Origin of the sequence: Amycolatopsis viridis (assembly GCF_011758765.1) — a bacterium.
GTDB lineage: Bacteria > Actinomycetota > Actinomycetes > Mycobacteriales > Pseudonocardiaceae > Amycolatopsis_E > Amycolatopsis_E viridis.
In genome coordinates this window covers 5,613,832-5,632,180 of record NZ_JAANOU010000001.1, presented here as the reverse complement: position 1 = coordinate 5,632,180, position 18,349 = coordinate 5,613,832, and the positions used below count along the sequence as shown (strand labels likewise).

Here is an 18,349-nt window from a genome sequence, read left to right as displayed (position 1 = left end):
ATGCACGATTGACCTTGGCGCCGATCAGGACAAAAGTGACTGGCCATGTCACTTCGGCCAAAGCGAACCTTTGCCGCCCTGGTGCTGACCGCCGCGCTCGCGCCGGTCGTCGCCCCGGCCGCGACGGCAGCCCCGTCCCCGCTACCCGCCCAGCTCGTCGCGAAGACCGACGCCGGTGCGATCAACCGGCATCTCATCGCGTTGCAGCGCATCGCCGACACCCACAGCGGCAACCGCGCCGCGAGCACCGACGGTCATGCGGCGTCGGCCGACTACGTCGCCGGCAAGCTGGAAGCCGCGGGGTATTCGGTGACGCGGCAGGAGTTCCCGTTCGTCTACACCCAAAAGCTCGCGGAGAAGCTGACGGTGGAGGGGGCGGACGTGCCGATCACCGTGATGACCTACAGCGCGGCCACGCCCGCGGGCGGGATCACGGCGCCGCTGGCGGTGGTCCCGGTCGACGCCACCCCCGGGTGTGAGGTGTCGGACTTCGCCGGGGTGACGGGCAAGATCGTGCTGGTGTCGCGCGGCGCGTGCCCGTTCGCACAGAAGCAGGCGGCGGCCGCGGACGCCGGGGCGCTCGGCGCGATCATCTACAACAACACCGCAGGCGCACTGAACGGAACGCTGGGCGACCCGGCGGCGGCGCGCATCCCGACGGGTGGCATTTCGCAGGCCGACGGGCAGGCGCTCGCCGGGCGCGACGGTGCGACCGTGACGCTGGATCTGCGCGAGTTCCGGGAGCAGCGGACGTCGTACAACGTGATCGCGGAGACGAAGACCGGCCGCAAGGACAACGTGGTGATGGCCGGTGCGCACCTGGACAGCGTCCCGGAGGGGCCAGGCATCAACGACAACGGCACCGGCTCGGCGGCGCTGCTGGAGATCGCGTTGCAGCTGGGCAGCAAGCCGAAGGTGGAGAACGCGGTCCGGTTCGCGTGGTGGAGCGCCGAGGAGTACGGCCTCATCGGATCGACGTACTATGTGGACTCGCTGACGTTCGAACAACAGCTGGACATCGCGCTGTACCTGAACTTCGACATGATCGGCTCGCCGAACGCGGGCTACTTCGCCTACGACGGCGACAATTCCGACCGTGTTGGTGCCGGGCCTGGCCCGTACGGTTCGGCGCAGATCGAGGAGACCCTGACCGGATACCTGAACGGCCGCGGCATCCCGACGGAGGGCAAGGACTTCGACGGCCGGTCGGACTACGGTGAGTTCATCGCCGCCGGCATCCCCGCGGGTGGCCTGGCCACCGGCGCCGAGGGCGTGAAGACCCCCGAACAGGCCGCGAAGTGGGGCGGCCAGGCGGGCATCGCATACGACCCGTGCTACCACCAGGCGTGCGACAACCTCGGCAACGTGGACCGGGTGGCACTGGACCGCAACGCCGACACGATCGCCTGGACGCTGGGAACGTTCGCGCTCAGCACGGAATCGGTGAACGGTGTCGCCCCGGGCAAGCCGGCGGTGAAACCGCACCGGCACCCGGCGGCGAAGGCTGCCAGGGCGGCTGTTGCTTGATCCGGTGGTGGTGCGGGCATTGGCGGGGTTGCCCGGCTGCGGTGTCGGGCAGGTTGATGCGAGGTTCCGGCGTTGACCTGATCGCCTGGGCCGGTGCTGGCTTGGAGCCTGGGCTCGGTGCTGGCTAGGAATTGGGGCGGCGCGGGCGGGCCTTGCTCGCCCGGCCGCGTCAGCCGCTGCTTCGATCGTGAAGGAGGTGTCGCCCGGGCCTGGCCTGGGCGACACCTCCTTTGGTCATCGGCAAGCCGGCAGCGCGCGAGAGTCCCACTCGCGGGACCTTCGAGAGGTCGAGACTCGCTTGTGCGAATGTCCCGCTCGCGCGGCCGCGACGGTCCCACTCGGTGCGGCATGAGTTTCCGTCAACGCAGAGCGCGAGTCCCGCTTACGCGGTCACGGTGGTCCCATTTGCCGACGCGCGTAAATGCCGGTGGCGATCACGTGGAAGTTCCGTTCGTGTGGGCTCGACGGTCGCGCTCGCTGGCGCGTGAAGGTGCCCCGACCCGAGGGTTGCATCCGCGCGCGGGGCATGACGGTTCCATTTGCTGGCGCGCGTAAGTCGCGGTGACGGTTACGTGGAAGTTCTGTTCGTGTGGACTCGACGGTCCCGCTCAGTGACGTGCGAAGGTGTTGGGGCCGACCCGAGGGTCGCATCCGCGCTTGCATGAGGGTTCCATTTGCCGGCGTGCGTAAGTGCCGGTGACGGTTACGTGGAAGTTCCGCTCGTGGGGGCTCGACGGTGCCGCTCAGTGATGTGCGGAGGTGCCGGGGCCGACCCGAGGGTCGCATCCGCGCGGGCATGACGGTTCCACTCGCCGACGCGCGGCCGTCACTTTCGCACCATGCGAGAGGAAGAGTGATTGACCGCGCGGCAGTCCCACTCTCCAGACCGCGAGACGCGCCACCCGTGAGCACATCAAATTCCACTTTGCTCACCGGCGCGCGAGATTCGCAGTCGCGAGTGCACAACGCGTCCTCTCGCGCGCCGATGACAGGCCCATTCGCTCGCCGACGTGCGAATGTCCCACCCGGGGGCTGACGAAGTCTCCACTCGTAAAGCAGCCTGGATCGGTGAGCTCGTAACGCAGCCTCGATCGGTGAGCGCCGGTGTCAGCCCAGGTTGTTGGTGCCGAAGGTGTCGCAGCGGGCGGGGTCGCCGGTCTGCAGCCCGGTCGTGAACCAGCGTTCCCGCTGCGCCGATGTGCCGTGCGTGAACTGCGAGGAGTCCACCTGGCCCCCACCGAGTTTCGACTGGATGTAGTCGTCGCCGATGCGGGAGGCGGTGTCGAGCGCGCGGTGGATGTCGTCCTGCGTGACGTCGTTGATCAAGGGCCGCCCGCTGGACGACGGTGTGGTCGTCGCGTGGTTGGCCCACACCCCGGCGTAGCAGTCGGCCTGGAGTTCGAGCCGCACCGAACCCGATGTCGGTCCCGTCTGGTTGCCCACCCGGCGGGACGTGCCGAGCAGGTTCTGCACGTGGTGGCCGTACTCGTGCGCGAGCACGTATGCCTCGGCGAACGTCCCGCCCTGCGTGCCGAATCGCGTTCGCAGCTCGTTGTAGAACGACAAGTCGATATAGACCTCGGAGTCGGCCGGGCAGTAGAACGGGCCGACGTCGGAGGTGGCGTTGCCGCAGCCGGTGCGCACGGCGCCGCTGAAGAAGTTCGTCTGCGCCTGCCGGTAGGTGCGGCCGGAGCGCGCGAACTGGTCGCTCCAGTAGTCCTGAACGGAGTTCACGATGGCGACGATCGCGCAGTCGTGGTTGGAGTTCGCGTCCGCGCCGGTTCGGCACTCCTGCGCGAGCCGGCCGTTGGTGACCTGCTCCCCGGACCCGAGATCGCCCAGGCTGCCCGCGCCGCTCGGGCTGACCCCGCCGATCTGGGAGAGCACGAAGTAGATGATCACACCGACGATGCCGAGCCCGCCACCGCCGAGCGCGACCCTGCTCCCGATCCCGCCGCCACCTCCGCGGAGGTCGTCGACCTCGGACGTGTCCAGCCCGGCGCCTTCGTCAAACCGCACGCGTTCTCCCTCACACAAGCCTGGGTGCGGACCGGTTGGTCCGCACCCAGGTTTACCGAGGTTGTCAATTGTAATCAGCGGTTGACCACGTCGCGGGCCGGCGAGTGGCACTGCGGTGCGGACACGGAGACCGCACCGAAACAGGCTCGAAATCGCCGTAGTGCGCTAACGATGGTCGAGGCGCATCGAGATGGAAACCCGTGCTGCTCACAGTCACAGCCGGACTGGGTTCATCGCATCCCGGCCGTGGGTCCACAGCGTAATCCGGTAGTCAACCGCGAGGAACTTCTCGTCATTGAACCACCTGATCCTCTCCCGTCGGACGGCTCGGTGGGCCGCACCCGGGTAGTGCGTCCCGGACCGGTGACCGATCCGCCGTTGCCCTCAAGTCTGCGCCTGCGCCATGGAATCCTCAACCGGGGCGTCGTCCCTCGTTGGTTGGTAATCGCGGCTCCCGGCTAATGTTCCGGCATGGGTGAGGTGCGCTGGCTGAGCGAGCCGGAGATGTCGGCCTGGCGCGCGTACATCGTCGCCACCCTGCGGCTCCGCCAGCGGCTGCACCGCGAACTGGCCGCCGCGCACCGCGTCTCGCTGACCGACTACGAGGTGCTCGTGTGCCTGGAGATGGCGCCGGACGGGCGGATGCGCATGTCCGAACTCGCCACGGTGATCGCGTCGACGAAGAGCCGCCTGTCGCACCAGATCGCCCGCATGGAGGCCGCCGGCCTGGCCCGGCGCGCGCCCGACCCGGACGACAAGCGCGGTGTGGTGGCCGAGCTGACCCCTGGCGGTGCGGCCCTGCTGGAAGCAGCGGCCCCGACCCACGTGGAGGGCGTGCGGGCGCACCTGATCGACCTGCTGACGCCCGAGGAGCAGGCGGTGCTCGCCACGGTGTTCTCCAGGGTCGCCGAACACCTCGACGACCTGGGTGGCTGAGCAGCTACCCTGAGGCGCAGGGAAGCGTGGCAGAGCGGCCGAATGCACTCGCCTTGAAAGCGAGCGTCGGGCAACCGACCGGGGGTTCAAATCCCTCCGCTTCCGCGTCTGTGACCAGGGTATATTCCGCGTCGGGCATCTTCGACCGGTGTCGCGGCATGTGCCCTGGCCTCATCTGGCGTCACGTGGTGGCCGCCGGCAACGCTGGGCGGGGCCGCCGCCCGATCTGGCCGGGCGCCGCGGTCTCGTGGTTCGGCTCCAGTCATGGGGTGAGCCCTGACCACGTCACTTCGCCGGGCGCCAGAGCAGCGCCACGCCGTGGCCGGGCAGCAGCCAGGAACGCACGTCGAGGTCGGGCAGGTCCTCCGCCTTCAGCCAGTGCGCCGAGGCGGTGTTCGAGCGGAAGGTGAACGGCACCACCCGGAACTCGAAGCTGCCGCCGCCATCGAGGGCGAGTTCCCCGGCCGACATGGAGATCCGCTCGACGTAACACGGGTACGGAGCCTGCCAGTAGCAGTATCCGTCGTCGATGCGTTGCAGCGCGGTCGCCCGCATCGACAGGCGCTCGATCGCGGCCACCGTGTGGTCGTCGCCGGCGATGTCGGACAGGTCGCATTCGAAGATGCGCAGGTCGGACAGGTGGTCAAGGGTGTTCTGGCGGGGGAGCGGGCCCATGTTGGTGCGGAAGAAGGTCAGGTAGTCGGCCCACTGCTGGTACTTCACCTCGCGCAGTTCGAGCCGGTTCGACGATGCCACGTGGTGCCGGCCCGCCTCGTCGAGGTACTCGATCCGCAGGCGCACGGACGGCAGCATGTCGTCCACGGAACTCTCGAACAGCGAGCTGTCCGGCACGAACCACAGTTCGAACAACGGCAGCTGGCAGCCGGCGCTGATCGAGTCCCGCAGCAGCGCATCGCAGGTCGCGAAGATGATGAACCGGTCCACCTGCACGTTCTTCTTGAAGCTGTAGGTCACCGCTGTCGTCAGGTGGTAAATCTCGTGGTCCACCGCGCTCAGCTCGAACATCACGCCGGTGTGGGTGCTGATCGTCAGGTCCCCGCCCAGCGGCCGCAGCCCCTCGCCGCCCAGCACGCCCGTCACCACATCGCGGTTGGCCTCGTTGTCGCCGTAGATCGAATGCAGGAAGGTTTCCATCACCTGCTGGGGCAGCAGCGCCTCCACAATTCGGGGGCCGGAGATCCGGGCGAGCTCCGCCACCAGCCGCGGGTGCACGAACAGCTCGTACCCGCCGACCCCGCATCCGGCCGCGATGACCAGCGGGAACATCGCCACGAGCACGTCGTGCACCGCGGTCGGCCACCCCGGCGCGGCGCGCCAGGACACGACGGCGAGCAGCGCGGCGACCCCGGCGGCCACCAGACCGATCGCGAGGCGCAGCACACCGGGGCGCGCGGGCACACCAGGCCGCTGTTTCTCCCCAGCTGTCACAGCCTCCCCGCCCGGTCCGAGAGAACTCATGATCGGCGGAGCGGCCGGGACGGCGAAAGCGGCCGATAGGCTTAATTCACGGCTGCTGCCAGCGCGGTTCGTCCTCCAGCGCGTAGGTGGTGAGCGTGGCCCGCTGGCCGGGCGGTGTGCCGGTCTGCGTGATCAGGTCGGTGTACAGGCCGAGCAGGTGCGTCGCCATCGCCGCGCGGGCGCCGCCCTCATCGCGGCGCTTGAGGAACCAGGTGACCTGGTTGTGGTCGTTGGCCGAGCGGACGTGCACCTCGGAGCTGCTGTAGCTGTTGCGCCGGTACCCGCGCAGCTGCGGCACCAGCGACCGGTACAGCTGGTCCAGCAGCTCGTTGTGGCTCGCCCGGACGACCGCGGCGTGGAAGTCCTCGTCGGTTTGCAGCAGCTCGTCCTTGTCGTCGATCGACGTGGACTGGTGCAGCTTCGCCAGCTTCGCGATGTCGTCGAGCTCGCCCTCCGTGGCGCGGGTCGCGGCCAGGCTCGCCGCGGTCGTCTCGAGCGCGATGCGGACCTCCATCAGGTCCGCATCGCTCACGCGCCGGTCGAACACCAGCGGCTCGTCGTGCTCGGAAACGTCGGTCGAGCGGACGTACCAGCCGCGGCCGCGCATCACCTCGACCACACCCTGGAGCTGTAGCCGCTGCAAGGCGGTGCGCAGCGAACTGCGGGCCACCGCCATGCGCTGGGCCAGTTCGGGTTCGGTGGGCAGCCGGTCGCCCGCCTGGAACTTGCCGCTGCGGATCAACGACCTGATCTTGTCCTCGATCAGTTCGGGCAGCGGCTTGCGGGTGTTCGGTGAGAGAGCCCAGCTCTCGTCGTCCATCGTCGACCTCTCGCGTGGCTCCTGGAGTCCCCGAGCTTCCAGAAACCCTAACTCTGATCAGATGCCAGACGCAAGTTGTCTGTCAGCAGTAGTTACTTGACAGACAACTGACAAGAAAGCGATCATACAACTGCCGACAGCAGGTGAGCGGCCGGGCCACCAGCCCGGCGGTCGCCGCGGCCAGTGAGGAGGTTTTCGCCATGACCCCGGAATCTCTGTTCGCTGTGATCTTCCTGGTGGCTCTCGGAGTAACCCTCATCGGGTGGCGAACGGTCATCGTGATGACCCTGACGGCGGGATTCGTCCTGGCCGTGCTGGGATTCGTCCAGATCGTCTCGTTCCTCGGCACGGGTACTTAGGAGCCTCACTCCGTCTGTTGTCAGACAGCCGCCCCGTCGCGCGGCGGGGTCCGGCGCGAGATGTACTCTCGCGCGGTCCATGGCCGTTCCCTCCTAGCGGAAGCCGCGCGGATGTCCAGACCTGCCTGGCCGGATGCCACGGCCGTGCACGCGGCGCTGGCGCCGGCCGGCGCGGTGCTCGAGGAGCGCCGCGCGCTGTACCGGCTCAGCCTCGAACTCCTGGCACCCGGGCACGAGCCGGTTCCGGTGGCGCAGCTCGACAACCCCCTGTTCCGGTTCCGGATCGGGGAGGCGCTGGCCGGGCGGATGCCCTTCGACCCGCGGATCGACGACGACCTCGGTGCCCGCACCACCGAGCTGCCCGCCGGGCCGTTCACCATCCGCGTGGTCACCGGGACCGACGACCGGCTGGCCGGGGCGATGCGGGTCGTCCAGACCCAGAGCCTGCCCGGGCGGCGGCCGCCGCAACCGCTGACCGGCGACGACGAAGCGCTGGCCATGGTCGCGGACGGTCTGCGCAAGGTGCGCGAGGTCAGCCCGGCGCTCGCCGACGACCTGCTGGCGCACGTCGGCCTGCTGGTGGTCCTCGATCCGGCCACCTCCGGCGGGCTGATCTCCGCGTCGTCGCGGCTGTTCCCCGGGCTCATCTTGATCGACCGGCCGTCGTCGGCCTACCAGGTCGCCGAGGCGGTCGTCCACGAGGGCGCCCACGTCAAGCTGTTCGACCTCGCGATCACGCGGAACTTCCTCGGCGCCGACGTCGCGGCCGGGCGGGAGTTCCGGCCGTCCTGGTCGGCCGCGGTGTGGCCGGTCGAGCAGGTGATGGCCGCGTTCCACGCCTACACCTGCCTGGCCCAGTTCGCCGACGACGTCGCTCGTCGTGGGGAGTTGGGCGAACTGGGCCCGGATTCGCTGCTGACGCGGGCGCGCGAGCGGGCGACCGAGATCGGTCGCTGGCTGCTGGGTGAACAGGACGCGCTGGAATCCGACGCCAGGTGGCTGCTGTACACGTTGCTCGGTGACGGAAGCGAGCCCGAACCACCGTCGCCCGTCACCCGTCCGGCCTGCGACGGCCAGTACACGCTGGACCCGATGGTGCGGCTCGCCCGGATCGAGTCCACCGGCCGGGTGCTCGCCGGACGCCCCGGCACCCCGCCGGAATTGCATTGGCTGGACGGGGAAGCAGCCGAACTGGTGGTCGAGCTGAGCCGGGCTCCGGCCGGTCGGTCACTGTCGGAAATCGGTCCCGGACGAGCGGCGGTGCTCGGTGCGCTGGCGGAGGCCACCTTGGTTCGTGCCACCCCGCGCGGCGGAGTACTGTCCTCTTCGGACGGAACAGCCACGTCGGAAGGAACCTGATGTCGATCCAGTGGGATCCGCGCCGGAGGCACGAAAACCAGCCCGGCGAAGCGACGGTGCCCCGGCCGGAGTCTCCGGATCCCGGCAACCGGCCCAGCGGCCGGCCGATCACCCGCGTGGATTTCTTCCGCCGCATGCCGACCGGCGGCACCGCCTACCTCAAGCCCGCCGGCCCCGAGGACGACTGAACCCGGCCGGACGACCCGGGGCGTCAGATCGTCCCGTTCGCCATCGCTTCGCAGCTGCGCACCACGACCGCAGCCGCCCGCCGCTCCCGGGCGCTCAGCTCCGGGTTCTCCACCTGGTCCCGCCATCGGCGCACGGCCGGCAGCACCTGTTCGCCGCCCAGGCGCTCGGTGCGGGACGTGCCCGCAGCGCCCAGCAGCCGCAGCGCATCCGCGGTCAGCTCGGCGGAAAAGGACGTCCGTCCGGTTTGCAGCGCGGACACCAGCCGCAGCTCCCGGAACTCGTGGGCACCCGCCAGCAGCCGTTCCAGCTCCGCCGCCAATCCTGCCGCGGCCGGCCGCGGTTCCATGCGCAGCACCACTTCCAGCCCGATCAACGCGGAACGGGCCTTGAGCACGTCCCGCCGCGTCACGAAGTACCCGTCGATCGCCTCCCGCAGGTCAGCGAGACCACTGCGGGGCACGAGCTGCCCGGCCAACGCGGGCAACGTGTCCGCGCCACGGCGGATCAACGTCACCGCCAGTCGCACCCCGAACAACCCGAACCGGCCGAGCAGCGCGGCGCGGTCGGACGCGGCCACCGGCGCCGGGAACTCCGCCGCCGCGAACCGGTCCGCGGACAGCAACCGCGGCTCCAGCTCCGCCCGGGGTATCGCTGCGAGCGTGCGCAACACCGAGAACTCCGGCTCCGTCAGCGTTCGCCCGGCAGCGGCGAGCAGCCCGGCCACCGGCACGACGTCCTGGCACAACCCGGCCACCTCCGGCGCCACCCGGTACCGGCGCGCCACCTGCCGCGCGGAGATCACCGCGTCGATCCGGCCCCCGCCCAGCTCGTCGGCACGGGACAGCACGACGAGCGCGTTGACCGGGGCCGCGCGCGCGACCGGATGGTCCTGCAGGGTGTGCAGGAAACCGAGGTCCGCCCCGGACGGGCGCCGCACGAGGTACAGCACGGCGTCGGCGTCCATGCTGATCCCCTCGATCGTGCTGGGCGCCGCACCGCCGTCGATCGCCGGCGTGTCCATCAACATCAGCTCGTCCGCCGAGCGCCCCGGTGCGGTCCGGAACCAGGTCATCTCGGCCTGCGGCGACTCCCCGGCGAGCGCGGCGACCAACGTCGAGCGACCGGACCCGCTCGGCCCGACCACCGCCAGGCGCAGCGGGTCGTCGAACCGGGTCAGCTGGCGCTGCAGCCAGCTCGTCGCGCGTGGGCTGTCCTGGTAAACGCCGACGGCCTCCTGGAGCACCGCCCGCGTCCGCGCGGCGAGGCTCACGCGGTGATCCCCCGTGGGGTCGGCAGCTGTGGCGGCGCGGCGAGGGCCTGGGCGCGCCGGCGCAGGACGTTCAGCTCGTCCATCATCCGGCGGATCTCGTTCGCGCGGACGGTGCGGCGGGTGCTGTCCTCGTCGATGGCCTGCTTGAACGTCTTGGCGGTCTCGGTGATCTCGCCGCGCAACTCGTCGGCGATCGCGTTGAGCCGGTCGCGCAGCGCGCGGTGGATCTGCCGGGCGGTGTCCTTGCTGTGCTTGCCGTAGCGGAGGAAGAAGTCGTCGACGTAGCGGTGCGCCGCGGTCTTCGCGGCGTGCTGGCGCCGTTTGAGCCGGTTGCCGCGCTCCTCGAACACGCTCTTCGCGCCGAACGCCGCGCCCGCGCCGAGCGAGATCGGGTTGATCAGCGGCAGCCCGGCGATCGTCGTCGCCAGGCCGAACATCAGCAGTCCGCTGTAGGACCCGCGCATGCCGACGAACAGCTTCTGCCCGACGCCGAACCGCTCGACCCGCGGCATCCGCAGGTCACCGACCGCGTCACCGGGGATGTCGCGCGGCAGCGAGTCGGGCAGCGCGTCCTCGCGGTGCGGCGCGACCTGGCGCGCGATCTTGCGGGCGACCCACTCGAACCGGTCCAGCAGCCACTCCGAGTTCGTCTCGGCGACCGCGGTGAGGTTCTCCCGCAGCCACGCCTCGAACTCGTCCCACGTCTTCGCCGGGTCGGCGGTGTCGAAGTACTCGTCGACCTCGACCAGGATCTTGCGCGTGCGGTCGCGCAGGTCGAACTCGACGTCGGAGATCAGGTCGGACACCTCGTCGGACAGCATCGTCTGCCAGCGGCTCGCGTCGCGCTGCAGCTTCTCCAGCCGGTGCCCGGCCGCCCGCCACCGTGCGACGGTGTCGCCGTTGTCCGGTTGCTGGGTCGCGGCGAACTCCTCGTGCAGCGAGTTCTGCAGCGACTCCACCGCGGTCGTGCTCAGCGCCGCCACCGAACGGCGGGCCAGCAGATCCGCCTGACCGGGCAGGTCGCGGTGCAGGCACCGGACCAGCTCGCCGAACCCCGACTCGGCGTTGAGCTCCTGATCACCGGTGCGCGCCGCGGCCAGCCGCAGCGCCGCCGACACGGGGATCATCGACGCCATCAGGCCGCGCTGGTCGAGCCGGCTGCGGTTGCGCTCGGCGACGGTCCGCCAGCCCGGCACCAGGTCGATCTTGGTGAGCACCACCAGCACCGTCGGGCACAGCCGGATCACCTGCTCGAGCAGGTGGATCTCCGACGCCGACAACTCGCTGGTCGCGTCGGTGGCCATCAGCACGGCGTCGGCCGAGTCGACGGTGTCCATGGCCGCCTGCGCCGGGGTGTCGACCAGTGCCAGGCCGGACAGCAGGGCGCGGGGCAGGCCGACCTCGGCCCGCACGACCGGTGGCCCGCTCACCGCGACCGCGTCCCGGTTGGCCTGGCTGGTAACCGCATCGACCGGCACCGGCTCCCGGGCGGGGCCTTCGATGACCCGCGGACCGGCCGTGACGACCGCCGCGGTCGGGGCGGCGGCATGGGTGACGACGGTGGGGACGGTGGTCGTGGCGTCCTCGCCGACCGCGCACACCGGGGCGTTGACCAGGGCGTTCACCAGTTGGCTCTTGCCCTGGCCCGCCTCGCCGATCACGACCACCCGCAGCTTCTCGTCGAGCAGCTGCGCTCTGCGTCTGCGGATCCGGTCCACGAGGTCGGGACGGCGCTGGGTGGCGCAGACGTGGGCGGTGTCGTCCAGTACGTCGAGCCAGGGCGGTGCAAGCACGCGGAGGAGTGTGCCGTGTCGTGACCAAAACGTGAAGCGGCGGGGTCCGTTCTGAGACGAACCCCGCCGCTTTGTCGGTGAGTGGTAGCCGCGCCGTCGCGGCTACCGGTCAGTGACCCAGGGGCAGGTCACCGTGCAGGCCGCCGAGGTCAGCGGCCTCGGGCAGCGGTGCGTGGTTGAGCGGGCCGATCGTGTCGGTCAGCGGGCTGTCGGTGACGGACAGGACTTCCTTGCCCGGGTCGGTGGACAGCACGTGCTCGACGTGGTGGGTGACCTCCGGCAGCGGGTTCGCGACCGGCAGGTGCGGCAGCCCCTGCGGCAGCTCGGCGCTCGGGTGCACCGGCAGGTCGCCCGCCGGGATCGTGGTGGGCACCTCGGCCGGCAGCGCGGACGGCACGCCGGGGGCGGCGGGCAGGTCCGAGGCCAGGTCGGCGGCCTGGTGACCACCGTCGGACACCGCGGTACCGGCCTGGGCGCCGGCGTTGGCCACGGACGCGCCGAACTGCGCACCGCCCGCGGTCAGGTACTCGCCGAGGGTGGCCGAGCTCTGCGCGATCTTCCCGCCCAGCAGGTCGCCGCCGATCGAGACGTAGTCGGCGATCGGGCCGGCGGCCGGCTCGGAGCGGCTCAGGACGTCCGAGTCGAGCGAACCGGCGAGGTCACCGGCCTGGTCGAAGTTCGGCAGGTCGGCGGGCGCGCTGTCGATGCCGACGCCGTAGCGGCCCAGCGCCGACTCGGCGTGCGCACCGCCGAGGACGGCGTCGTCGTCGGCGGTCAGGCCGGCCTGCACCGCGCCCTCGTTGTTCTGGATGCCGAACCCGCCGGTGAAGCCGCCGGTGCTGCCCGCGGCGCTGCCGAGGAACGAACCGGCCGGGGTGCCCGCGGTGCCGCCCACGACGGCGCCGTTCTTGGCATCGACGGCGGCCGCGGCGGCACCCTCGGCCACGTGACCCGCGTAGGAGACGGTGGTGGCGTACCCGTCGGCGGAGGTTGCGCTGTCGGTGTCGATGCGGCCGACGACCGGGATGTCCAGGTCCGGCGCGGTGAACGGCGAGTCACCGAGCGACGGGGCGTCCACCGGCAGCGCGCCGAGGGCGTCGGTGTCGAGCGGCAGGTCCGCCAGGCCGGCGGTCCCGGCCAGACCGGTCAGGTCCTCGGTGCCGACGGGCAGGTCCGCCGTGTCGACCGGCAGGCCGGTCACCGCGTTCGGCACGTCGGCGCGCTCGGCGCCCAGGCCCGGCAGGGACGGCACCTCGCCCAGGTTGGGCAGCTCCACCGGGAGCTGGGGCAGCGCGCCGGTCAGACCCTCGACCTCGGGCAGCGACACCGGCAGCTCGGCCGCGTCGAGCGGCAGCGCGCCGAGCGGGAGCTGGTCGATGGGCAGCTGGTCGATCGGCAGCTGGTCGATCGGCAGGGCGTTGACGGGGAGGTCGTTGCGGGCCGGGAGGTCGGCGGGCAGGGCAGGCAGCCCGTCCAGCTCCGGCAGCTCGACCGGGAGGCCGTTCGTCGGCAGCGCCTCGATCGGCAGCTCGTTCACCGGCAGCGCGTTGACCGGGAGTTCGCCCGGCAGGGCCGGGGCATCGAGCGGCAGGTCGCCGAGCTCGGGCAGCTCCACCGGCAGGCCGTCGGTCGGGAGCGCGTCGATCGGCAGCGCGTTGACGGGCAGCGCGTTGACGGGCAGCGCGTCGACCGGCAGGTCGTTGCGAGCCGGGAGCTCGACCGGCAGGCCCGGCACCTCGACCGGCAGCTCGTCCAGCCCCGGCAGCGTGCCCGGCAGCGCGTCGGCAGGCAGCGAGGGAGCGTGCACCGGCAGGTGACCCACCTCGGACAGCGCGGGCAGGTCGCCCAGCTCGGGGGCCTCGATCGGCAGCGCGCCGGTCGGGAGGGCGTCGGTGGGCAGGTCGGCACGCGCCGGCAGGTCCAGCGGCAGCTCGGGAGCGCCGACGGGCAGCGCGTCCGCGACCTGGGCCACGGCCTGGAGCTGGGCGATCGCACCCTGCAGGCCGGCCGTGCCGGCGTCCAGCGGGAGCGCGGACAGCGCGTCGGCCAGCGGCGCGGGGGCGTAGTCGGCGACCAGCGGAGCGACTTCCTGGATGTCCTGCGGCGTGACGTCGCTCAAGCCGGCGGCGGCGAGCGCGCTGGTGGGGTCGGCGGCGAACGCGGACCGGGCAGCCTCGTCGTTCAGCAGGTTCAGCACGAACTCGTGCAGGTTCTGGGCGGGGAGAGACAAGGAATTATCTCCGCAGATCTCGGGTGGTGGAAACGGACAAGGCGTCCAGGGTGCACCGCAGGACGCCTCGGCCGAACCTAGTGATCGTTCCGTTACCGCGGCATCGGGGATCGGTCCGCAACCTCGAGCCGGGCCCTCGGGGTCACTCGTTAGGGGATTAGGGGATGTGACCCCAACGGGCGACTTTGGTACGAAGGGGCAACCCCGTGAGTGAGGATTCCGCCCCTATGCGTCACGTTCTCGGTATCGACATCGGCAGCACCGGCATCGCCGCTGCCGTGTGCCGCGGCGTGGGTGAGAGCTGGTCGGAGCCGGTGGCGATGCCGCCGGTCGAGTCGATCCTGCACGTCGCGCCGGACGCCACCGTGTCGGTCGGCGCGGAGGCGCTGCGGCAGTCGGTGACGGAGCCCGACCGGACCGCGCGCGGTTTCTTGCGCCGCGTCGGCGATGACGTTCCGTTCTTGCTCGGTGACGAACTGTACACGGCGGAAGCGCTTACCGCAGCCGCCGCCGGCTGGCTCGTGGACCAGGTCGCCGCCGAGGAAGGCGAGCCGGCCGAGCGGATCGCGGTCACCCACCCGCCGAGCTGGGGCACCTACCGGCGCAAGCTGCTGCTCGACGCCCTGCACGCGGCCGGGCTCCCACCCGCCATGCTCCTGCCCGCACCGGTCGCCGCCGCGGAGGGTCACCTCGCGCGCGAGCGGATCGACCCGGGAACGCTGGTCGGGGTGTGCCGGATCGGCGGCGAGCACGCCGACCTGGCCGTTCTGCACCGCGGCCCCACCGCGTTCGAACTGGTCACCCACGCCGAGCCGGCGGAGCCGGTGTCCGGCAAGGTGCTCGACGACCTGCTGTTCGACCACGTCCGGGACCGCTGCGGCGAGGTGGCGCCGTCGGCGTTGCGGCTGGTGTGCGCCGAAGCGAAGGAACGGCTGTCCGTGCTGCCCGAGACGGAGATCGGGCCGGTGCGGGTGACGCGCGCCGAGTTCGACCGGTTGGCGCGCCCGGGCTTGCTCGCGACGCTGGAACCGTTGCGCCGGTACGAGCGGCTGAGCGCCGTGCTGCTCGTCGGTGGCACGGCCGCGGTCCCGCTGCTGGCCGACCTGGTCGCCGGACTGACCGGCTGCCGCGCGGTGACCGAGCCGGAGCCGGCCACCGCGGTCGCGCGGGGCGCGGCGCTGGTGGCGCGGCTGGTGGAGGGCGCGGCCGTCGAGTCGACCGCGCTCGTGCCGAAGGTGACCGGCTTCCCCGACCTGGAACCCGAAGACGTGTACGACGACGAACCCGTTCCGCCGCGGCCGCCCGTCGTACTGACTCCGCTCGAACCGCCCCGTCGCCGGTTCGTGCCCTCCCGCCGCGGCGGCTCCCGAAGCGAGGACGACAAGTGATCCTGCTGGACGAACCCACCGAGCGGGTCTGCGCGGCGATCAAGTCCGGTCAGCTCGCGCCGGTCCGCCTCGCGATCGTGGCCCCCGGCGGCTACGGCAAGACCGCCGTGCTCGGCCACCTCACCGGCGCGCCGGGCGTGCGCCTGGTCGACGACGCCCACCTGCTCACCGACGCCGAACTGTCCGAAGTGGCCGGTCAGCTCGACGACGACACGACCGGGCTGGTCATCGCGGCCCGCCCGCACCCCCGCCCCGCCGCCCTCAACCAGGTGCTCGGCCGGCTCACCGGGCAGCTGGTGCTGCGGCCGTTCGACCGGCCGCGCACCGAGAAGTTCCTGGCCGGGGCCGGGCGCCCGCTGCAGGCCGACGCCGTGCTGGCGCAAACCGGCGGCGTCCCCGGGTTCGTGCGCCTGCTGGCCGCCGGGGACGGCGAGCTGCTCGCCGCGTTCCGGCACGAGCTGGACCAGGCGGGCGAGGACACGCTGTGCTACCTGCTGGCGGCCGAAGCCGGCGCGGACCCGGATCTGCTCGCCGCGCTGAACCTGCCCACAGCCACCGCGGAAGCCGTGCGCGCCACCGGCTTCCTCGGCCCGGACGGCCGGGTGCTGCCCGTCGCTGCGCGGGCGCTGCGGGAGCTGGTGCCGGCCGACCGGCGGATCGCGTTGCGGCTGCGGCTCATCCGGCGGCAGCTGGACCGGGGCGGTCCGGTGCTGAGCCTCGTCCGGCCGCTGATCGGGACCGGGGTGACCGGGACGGACGTGGCGGCGGCGTTCGAGGTGGCCGCGGGCGAGGCGACGCGGGAACCGGCCCTCGCCGCGCGGTTGTACGAGGCGGCGGTGCGCGCAGGTCGTCCGACCAACGCGGTCGGATCCCGCTGGGCGGAGGCGGTCGCGCGCGCCGGGGACTTCGACACCGCACTGCAGCTGGCCGACCAGGTGATCTCCGCGGACGACGCCGCGGACCGGGCCGAGGGCGCGCAGGTCGCGGGTGCTGCGCTGGCCCACCGCGGCCAGCTGGCGCGCAGCGCGGAGCTGTTCCAGTGGTCGGACACCGCGACGGCCCGGTGCTTCGCGGTGATCGGGCTGACCGGGACCGGACGGCTGGCCGAGGCGGAGAAGTTGCTGGCCGGGTCCAAGGTGGACGGTCCGCCGACCCTGCTCGCCGGGGCGGTGTCCTCCGCCGCGACGGGCGTGCTGGAGTCGGTGACCGCCCAGCCGACGGTGGCACTGTCCACTTTGATCCGGTCGGCCGAGATGCTGGCACCGGTGTCGGACCGGGTGCTGCTGCCGGACAGTCCGGCCGCGCTCGGCGCTCTGGTGGCGTTGCATTCCGGTGAGGCGGCGATCGCCGAGCCGCTGCTGGAACGGGCGATCTCGTCCGGCGTGCTGGTGCCGCGGCACCGGTTGCTGCTGGCGTGGATCGCGATGCTGCGCGGCGACGAGGAGGGCGCGACCGCTCAGCTGCGGTCGGCCGGGGAGAAGCTGTCCCCGCGGGACTGGCTGTTCGCGGTCGGGTTGCGGGTCGGGCTGGCGCGCCGCGCCAGTGACCTGGCGGGGCTGCGGCGGATCTGGATCCAGGCCCGCGAAGCCGTGGTCCGGCATCCGGTGGACCTGTTCACGTTCCTGCCGTTCGGCGAGTTCGAGGTGGCGGCGGCGCGGCTCGGGGAACGGGACAGGCTGGCGCCGCACCTGCGGCAGGCGCGGGAGTTGCTGGCCGGGCTCGGTGATCCGCCGTTGTGGGCGAGCGCGCTGCACTGGAGCGGCCTGCACGCGGCGGTGATCGCCGAGCAGCCGGAGGAGGCGGCGTCGCACGCCTCGGCACTGGCCGACGCGGCCGCCGCGGGCCCGTACTTCGCGACGATCGCCCGGGCGGCCGGTTGCTGGCTGAAGGTGCTGGGCGGCGAGGTCGACGCGGTCGAGGTCGAGTCGGCGGCCCGCGACCTGCACGGTGTCGGCCTGTGCTGGGACGGCGCGCGGTTGGCCGGCCAGGCGGCGATCCGCACGTCCGACCGCAAGGCGATGCTGACCCTGCTCGACTGCGCGCGGGTGCTCCAGGGCCGCCCGGGCCGGGAAGCGGTGGAGCAGACGGGCGGCGCGCGGCTGAGCGAGCGGGAACGGCAGGTCGCGGAGCTCGTGGTCGCCGGACTGACCTACAAGCAGATCGGCGACCGGCTGTTCATCTCCGCGAAGACCGTGGAGCACCACGTGGCGCGCATGCGGCAGCGCCTCGGGGCGTCCAGCCGCGGTGAGCTACTGGCCGAGCTGCGGGAGATCGTGCAGGTGGCGTCCTGAGCCGGCGCCGCGACCACTGCCGGCCCCGCCTCAGCCAACCACCTGCACGGTGTCCCCGGTGGACAGCGAGGCGAAGAACTTCTCCGACGCGCTGCTCGACAGGTGGATGCAGCCGTGCGAGTACTTGGACAGGCTGCCCTCGTGGAAGGCGATGCCGGACTGGAAGAAGACGGAGTTCGGCATGGGCGCGTCGAACTCGCGGCTGTGGTAGTCCTTGACCTTGCTGGAGACGCGGAAGGTGCCGACCGGGGTCGGGTGGCTCGCCATGCCGGGCATGATCTGCACCGGCCCGTAAACGATCTGGCCGTCGTGGAGGAGCCACGCCTTGCGCGCCGAAAGATCGACGCAGGCGTCAACGGTGGCGGCGCACGGGACGCCCGCGGCCTGCGCCTCCTGGGTGGGCGCCGGCTTCTTGGGGGTGCTCGTGGGAGTGGACGACCTCGAGGGGCTGCTGGAGGCGGTCGCCCGGCTGCTGCTGGAAGCCGGAGCGGACGAGGTGCTCGACGGCGGGGTGGTGGTCGTCGTCGAAGCGGTGGCGGCGACCTGCTGCAGACCGGCGGCCTGCTCGGAGGCAGTGCCACACGCGGCGAGCACCAGCACGGCCGCCGCGGCGGACACAGCCAGCATGATCTTCTTGACGGTCACGGTTCGTCCCCCAGATTATGGTGATCGATACGTGTGGGTAGACG

14 protein-coding genes and 1 tRNA gene are annotated in these 18,349 nt (G+C 71.8%); 8 read left to right on the top strand and 7 right to left on the bottom strand.

Annotated features, from left to right (window positions below; translation table 11 throughout):
* Positions 1 to 45: 45 nt before the first annotated feature.
* The gene (locus tag FHX46_RS27955; protein ID WP_167120828.1) at positions 46 to 1,527 is read left to right on the top strand and encodes a M28 family metallopeptidase; all 1,482 of its coding nucleotides are present in this window, start codon (positions 46 to 48) and stop codon (positions 1,525 to 1,527) included.
* A 1,107-nt stretch (positions 1,528 to 2,634) separates the two neighbouring features.
* On the opposite strand, the gene ypfJ is transcribed toward FHX46_RS27955, so the two are convergent.
* Complete coding sequence (gene ypfJ, locus FHX46_RS27950; protein WP_167120826.1) at positions 2,635 to 3,546, bottom strand: KPN_02809 family neutral zinc metallopeptidase; 912 nt, start codon at positions 3,544 to 3,546, stop codon at positions 2,635 to 2,637.
* A gap of 471 nt (positions 3,547 to 4,017) precedes the next feature.
* Between ypfJ and FHX46_RS27945 the strand changes: the two genes are divergently transcribed.
* Positions 4,018 to 4,482, top strand: a complete 465-nt coding sequence (locus FHX46_RS27945) for a MarR family winged helix-turn-helix transcriptional regulator (protein WP_208400323.1) — start codon at positions 4,018 to 4,020, stop codon at positions 4,480 to 4,482.
* A gap of 20 nt (positions 4,483 to 4,502) precedes the next feature.
* A tRNA-Ser gene (locus FHX46_RS27940) sits at positions 4,503 to 4,587 on the top strand.
* Between the two features lie 180 nt (positions 4,588 to 4,767).
* On the opposite strand, the gene FHX46_RS27935 is transcribed toward FHX46_RS27940, so the two are convergent.
* Together FHX46_RS27935 and FHX46_RS27930 are read right to left on the bottom strand one after the other, a co-directional pair.
* Positions 4,768 to 5,901, bottom strand: a complete 1,134-nt coding sequence (locus FHX46_RS27935) for a hypothetical protein (protein ID WP_313886267.1) — start codon at positions 5,899 to 5,901, stop codon at positions 4,768 to 4,770.
* Positions 5,902 to 6,007: 106 nt separating this feature from the next.
* Complete coding sequence (locus FHX46_RS27930) at positions 6,008 to 6,781, bottom strand: FadR/GntR family transcriptional regulator (RefSeq protein WP_167120824.1); 774 nt, start codon at positions 6,779 to 6,781, stop codon at positions 6,008 to 6,010.
* A 200-nt stretch (positions 6,782 to 6,981) separates the two neighbouring features.
* On the opposite strand from FHX46_RS27930, the gene FHX46_RS27925 reads away from it, so the two are divergent.
* The 3 genes from FHX46_RS27925 (at position 6,982) to FHX46_RS27915 (ending at position 8,687) form a co-directional block, all read left to right on the top strand.
* On the top strand, positions 6,982 to 7,140 hold the full coding sequence (locus tag FHX46_RS27925) for a hypothetical protein (RefSeq protein WP_167120823.1): 159 nt from the start codon (positions 6,982 to 6,984) through the stop codon (positions 7,138 to 7,140).
* A 111-nt stretch (positions 7,141 to 7,251) separates the two neighbouring features.
* Positions 7,252 to 8,499, top strand: coding sequence for an aKG-HExxH-type peptide beta-hydroxylase (locus tag FHX46_RS27920; protein ID WP_208400322.1), 1,248 nt, complete (start codon positions 7,252 to 7,254; stop codon positions 8,497 to 8,499).
* Positions 8,499 to 8,687 carry a hypothetical protein gene (locus tag FHX46_RS27915; protein WP_167120821.1) on the top strand — a complete coding sequence of 63 codons (189 nt, stop codon included), beginning with the start codon at positions 8,499 to 8,501 and terminating at the stop codon, positions 8,685 to 8,687. Before FHX46_RS27920 ends, FHX46_RS27915 begins: the two co-directional genes overlap by 1 nt.
* A 23-nt stretch (positions 8,688 to 8,710) precedes the next feature.
* Here FHX46_RS27915 and FHX46_RS27910 read toward each other — a convergent pair whose 3' ends face one another.
* The 3 genes from FHX46_RS27910 to FHX46_RS27900 form a co-directional block, all read right to left on the bottom strand.
* Entirely contained in the window at positions 8,711 to 9,958 is a 1,248-nt protein-coding gene (locus FHX46_RS27910) for a GTPase domain-containing protein (protein WP_167120819.1), read from the bottom strand.
* Entirely contained in the window at positions 9,955 to 11,751 is a 1,797-nt protein-coding gene (locus FHX46_RS27905) for a dynamin family protein (protein WP_167120817.1), read from the bottom strand. Before FHX46_RS27905 ends, FHX46_RS27910 begins: the two co-directional genes overlap by 4 nt.
* A 109-nt stretch (positions 11,752 to 11,860) precedes the next feature.
* Positions 11,861 to 13,981 carry an IniB N-terminal domain-containing protein gene (locus FHX46_RS27900; RefSeq protein ID WP_167120815.1) on the bottom strand — a complete coding sequence of 707 codons (2,121 nt, stop codon included), beginning with the start codon at positions 13,979 to 13,981 and terminating at the stop codon, positions 11,861 to 11,863.
* A 227-nt stretch (positions 13,982 to 14,208) separates the two neighbouring features.
* Between FHX46_RS27900 and FHX46_RS27895 the strand changes: the two genes are divergently transcribed.
* Complete coding sequence (locus FHX46_RS27895; protein WP_167120814.1) at positions 14,209 to 15,369, top strand: Hsp70 family protein; 1,161 nt, start codon at positions 14,209 to 14,211, stop codon at positions 15,367 to 15,369.
* A complete protein-coding gene (locus FHX46_RS27890) occupies positions 15,366 to 17,660 on the top strand; it encodes a helix-turn-helix domain-containing protein (RefSeq protein WP_167120812.1) in 2,295 nt (764 codons plus the stop codon). The genes FHX46_RS27895 and FHX46_RS27890 overlap by 4 nt, the downstream gene beginning before the upstream one ends.
* 30 nt (positions 17,661 to 17,690) lie before the next feature.
* On the opposite strand, the gene FHX46_RS27885 is transcribed toward FHX46_RS27890, so the two are convergent.
* A complete protein-coding gene (locus FHX46_RS27885; RefSeq protein WP_313886266.1) occupies positions 17,691 to 18,305 on the bottom strand; it encodes a L,D-transpeptidase in 615 nt (204 codons plus the stop codon).
* Positions 18,306 to 18,349 lie beyond the last annotated feature (44 nt).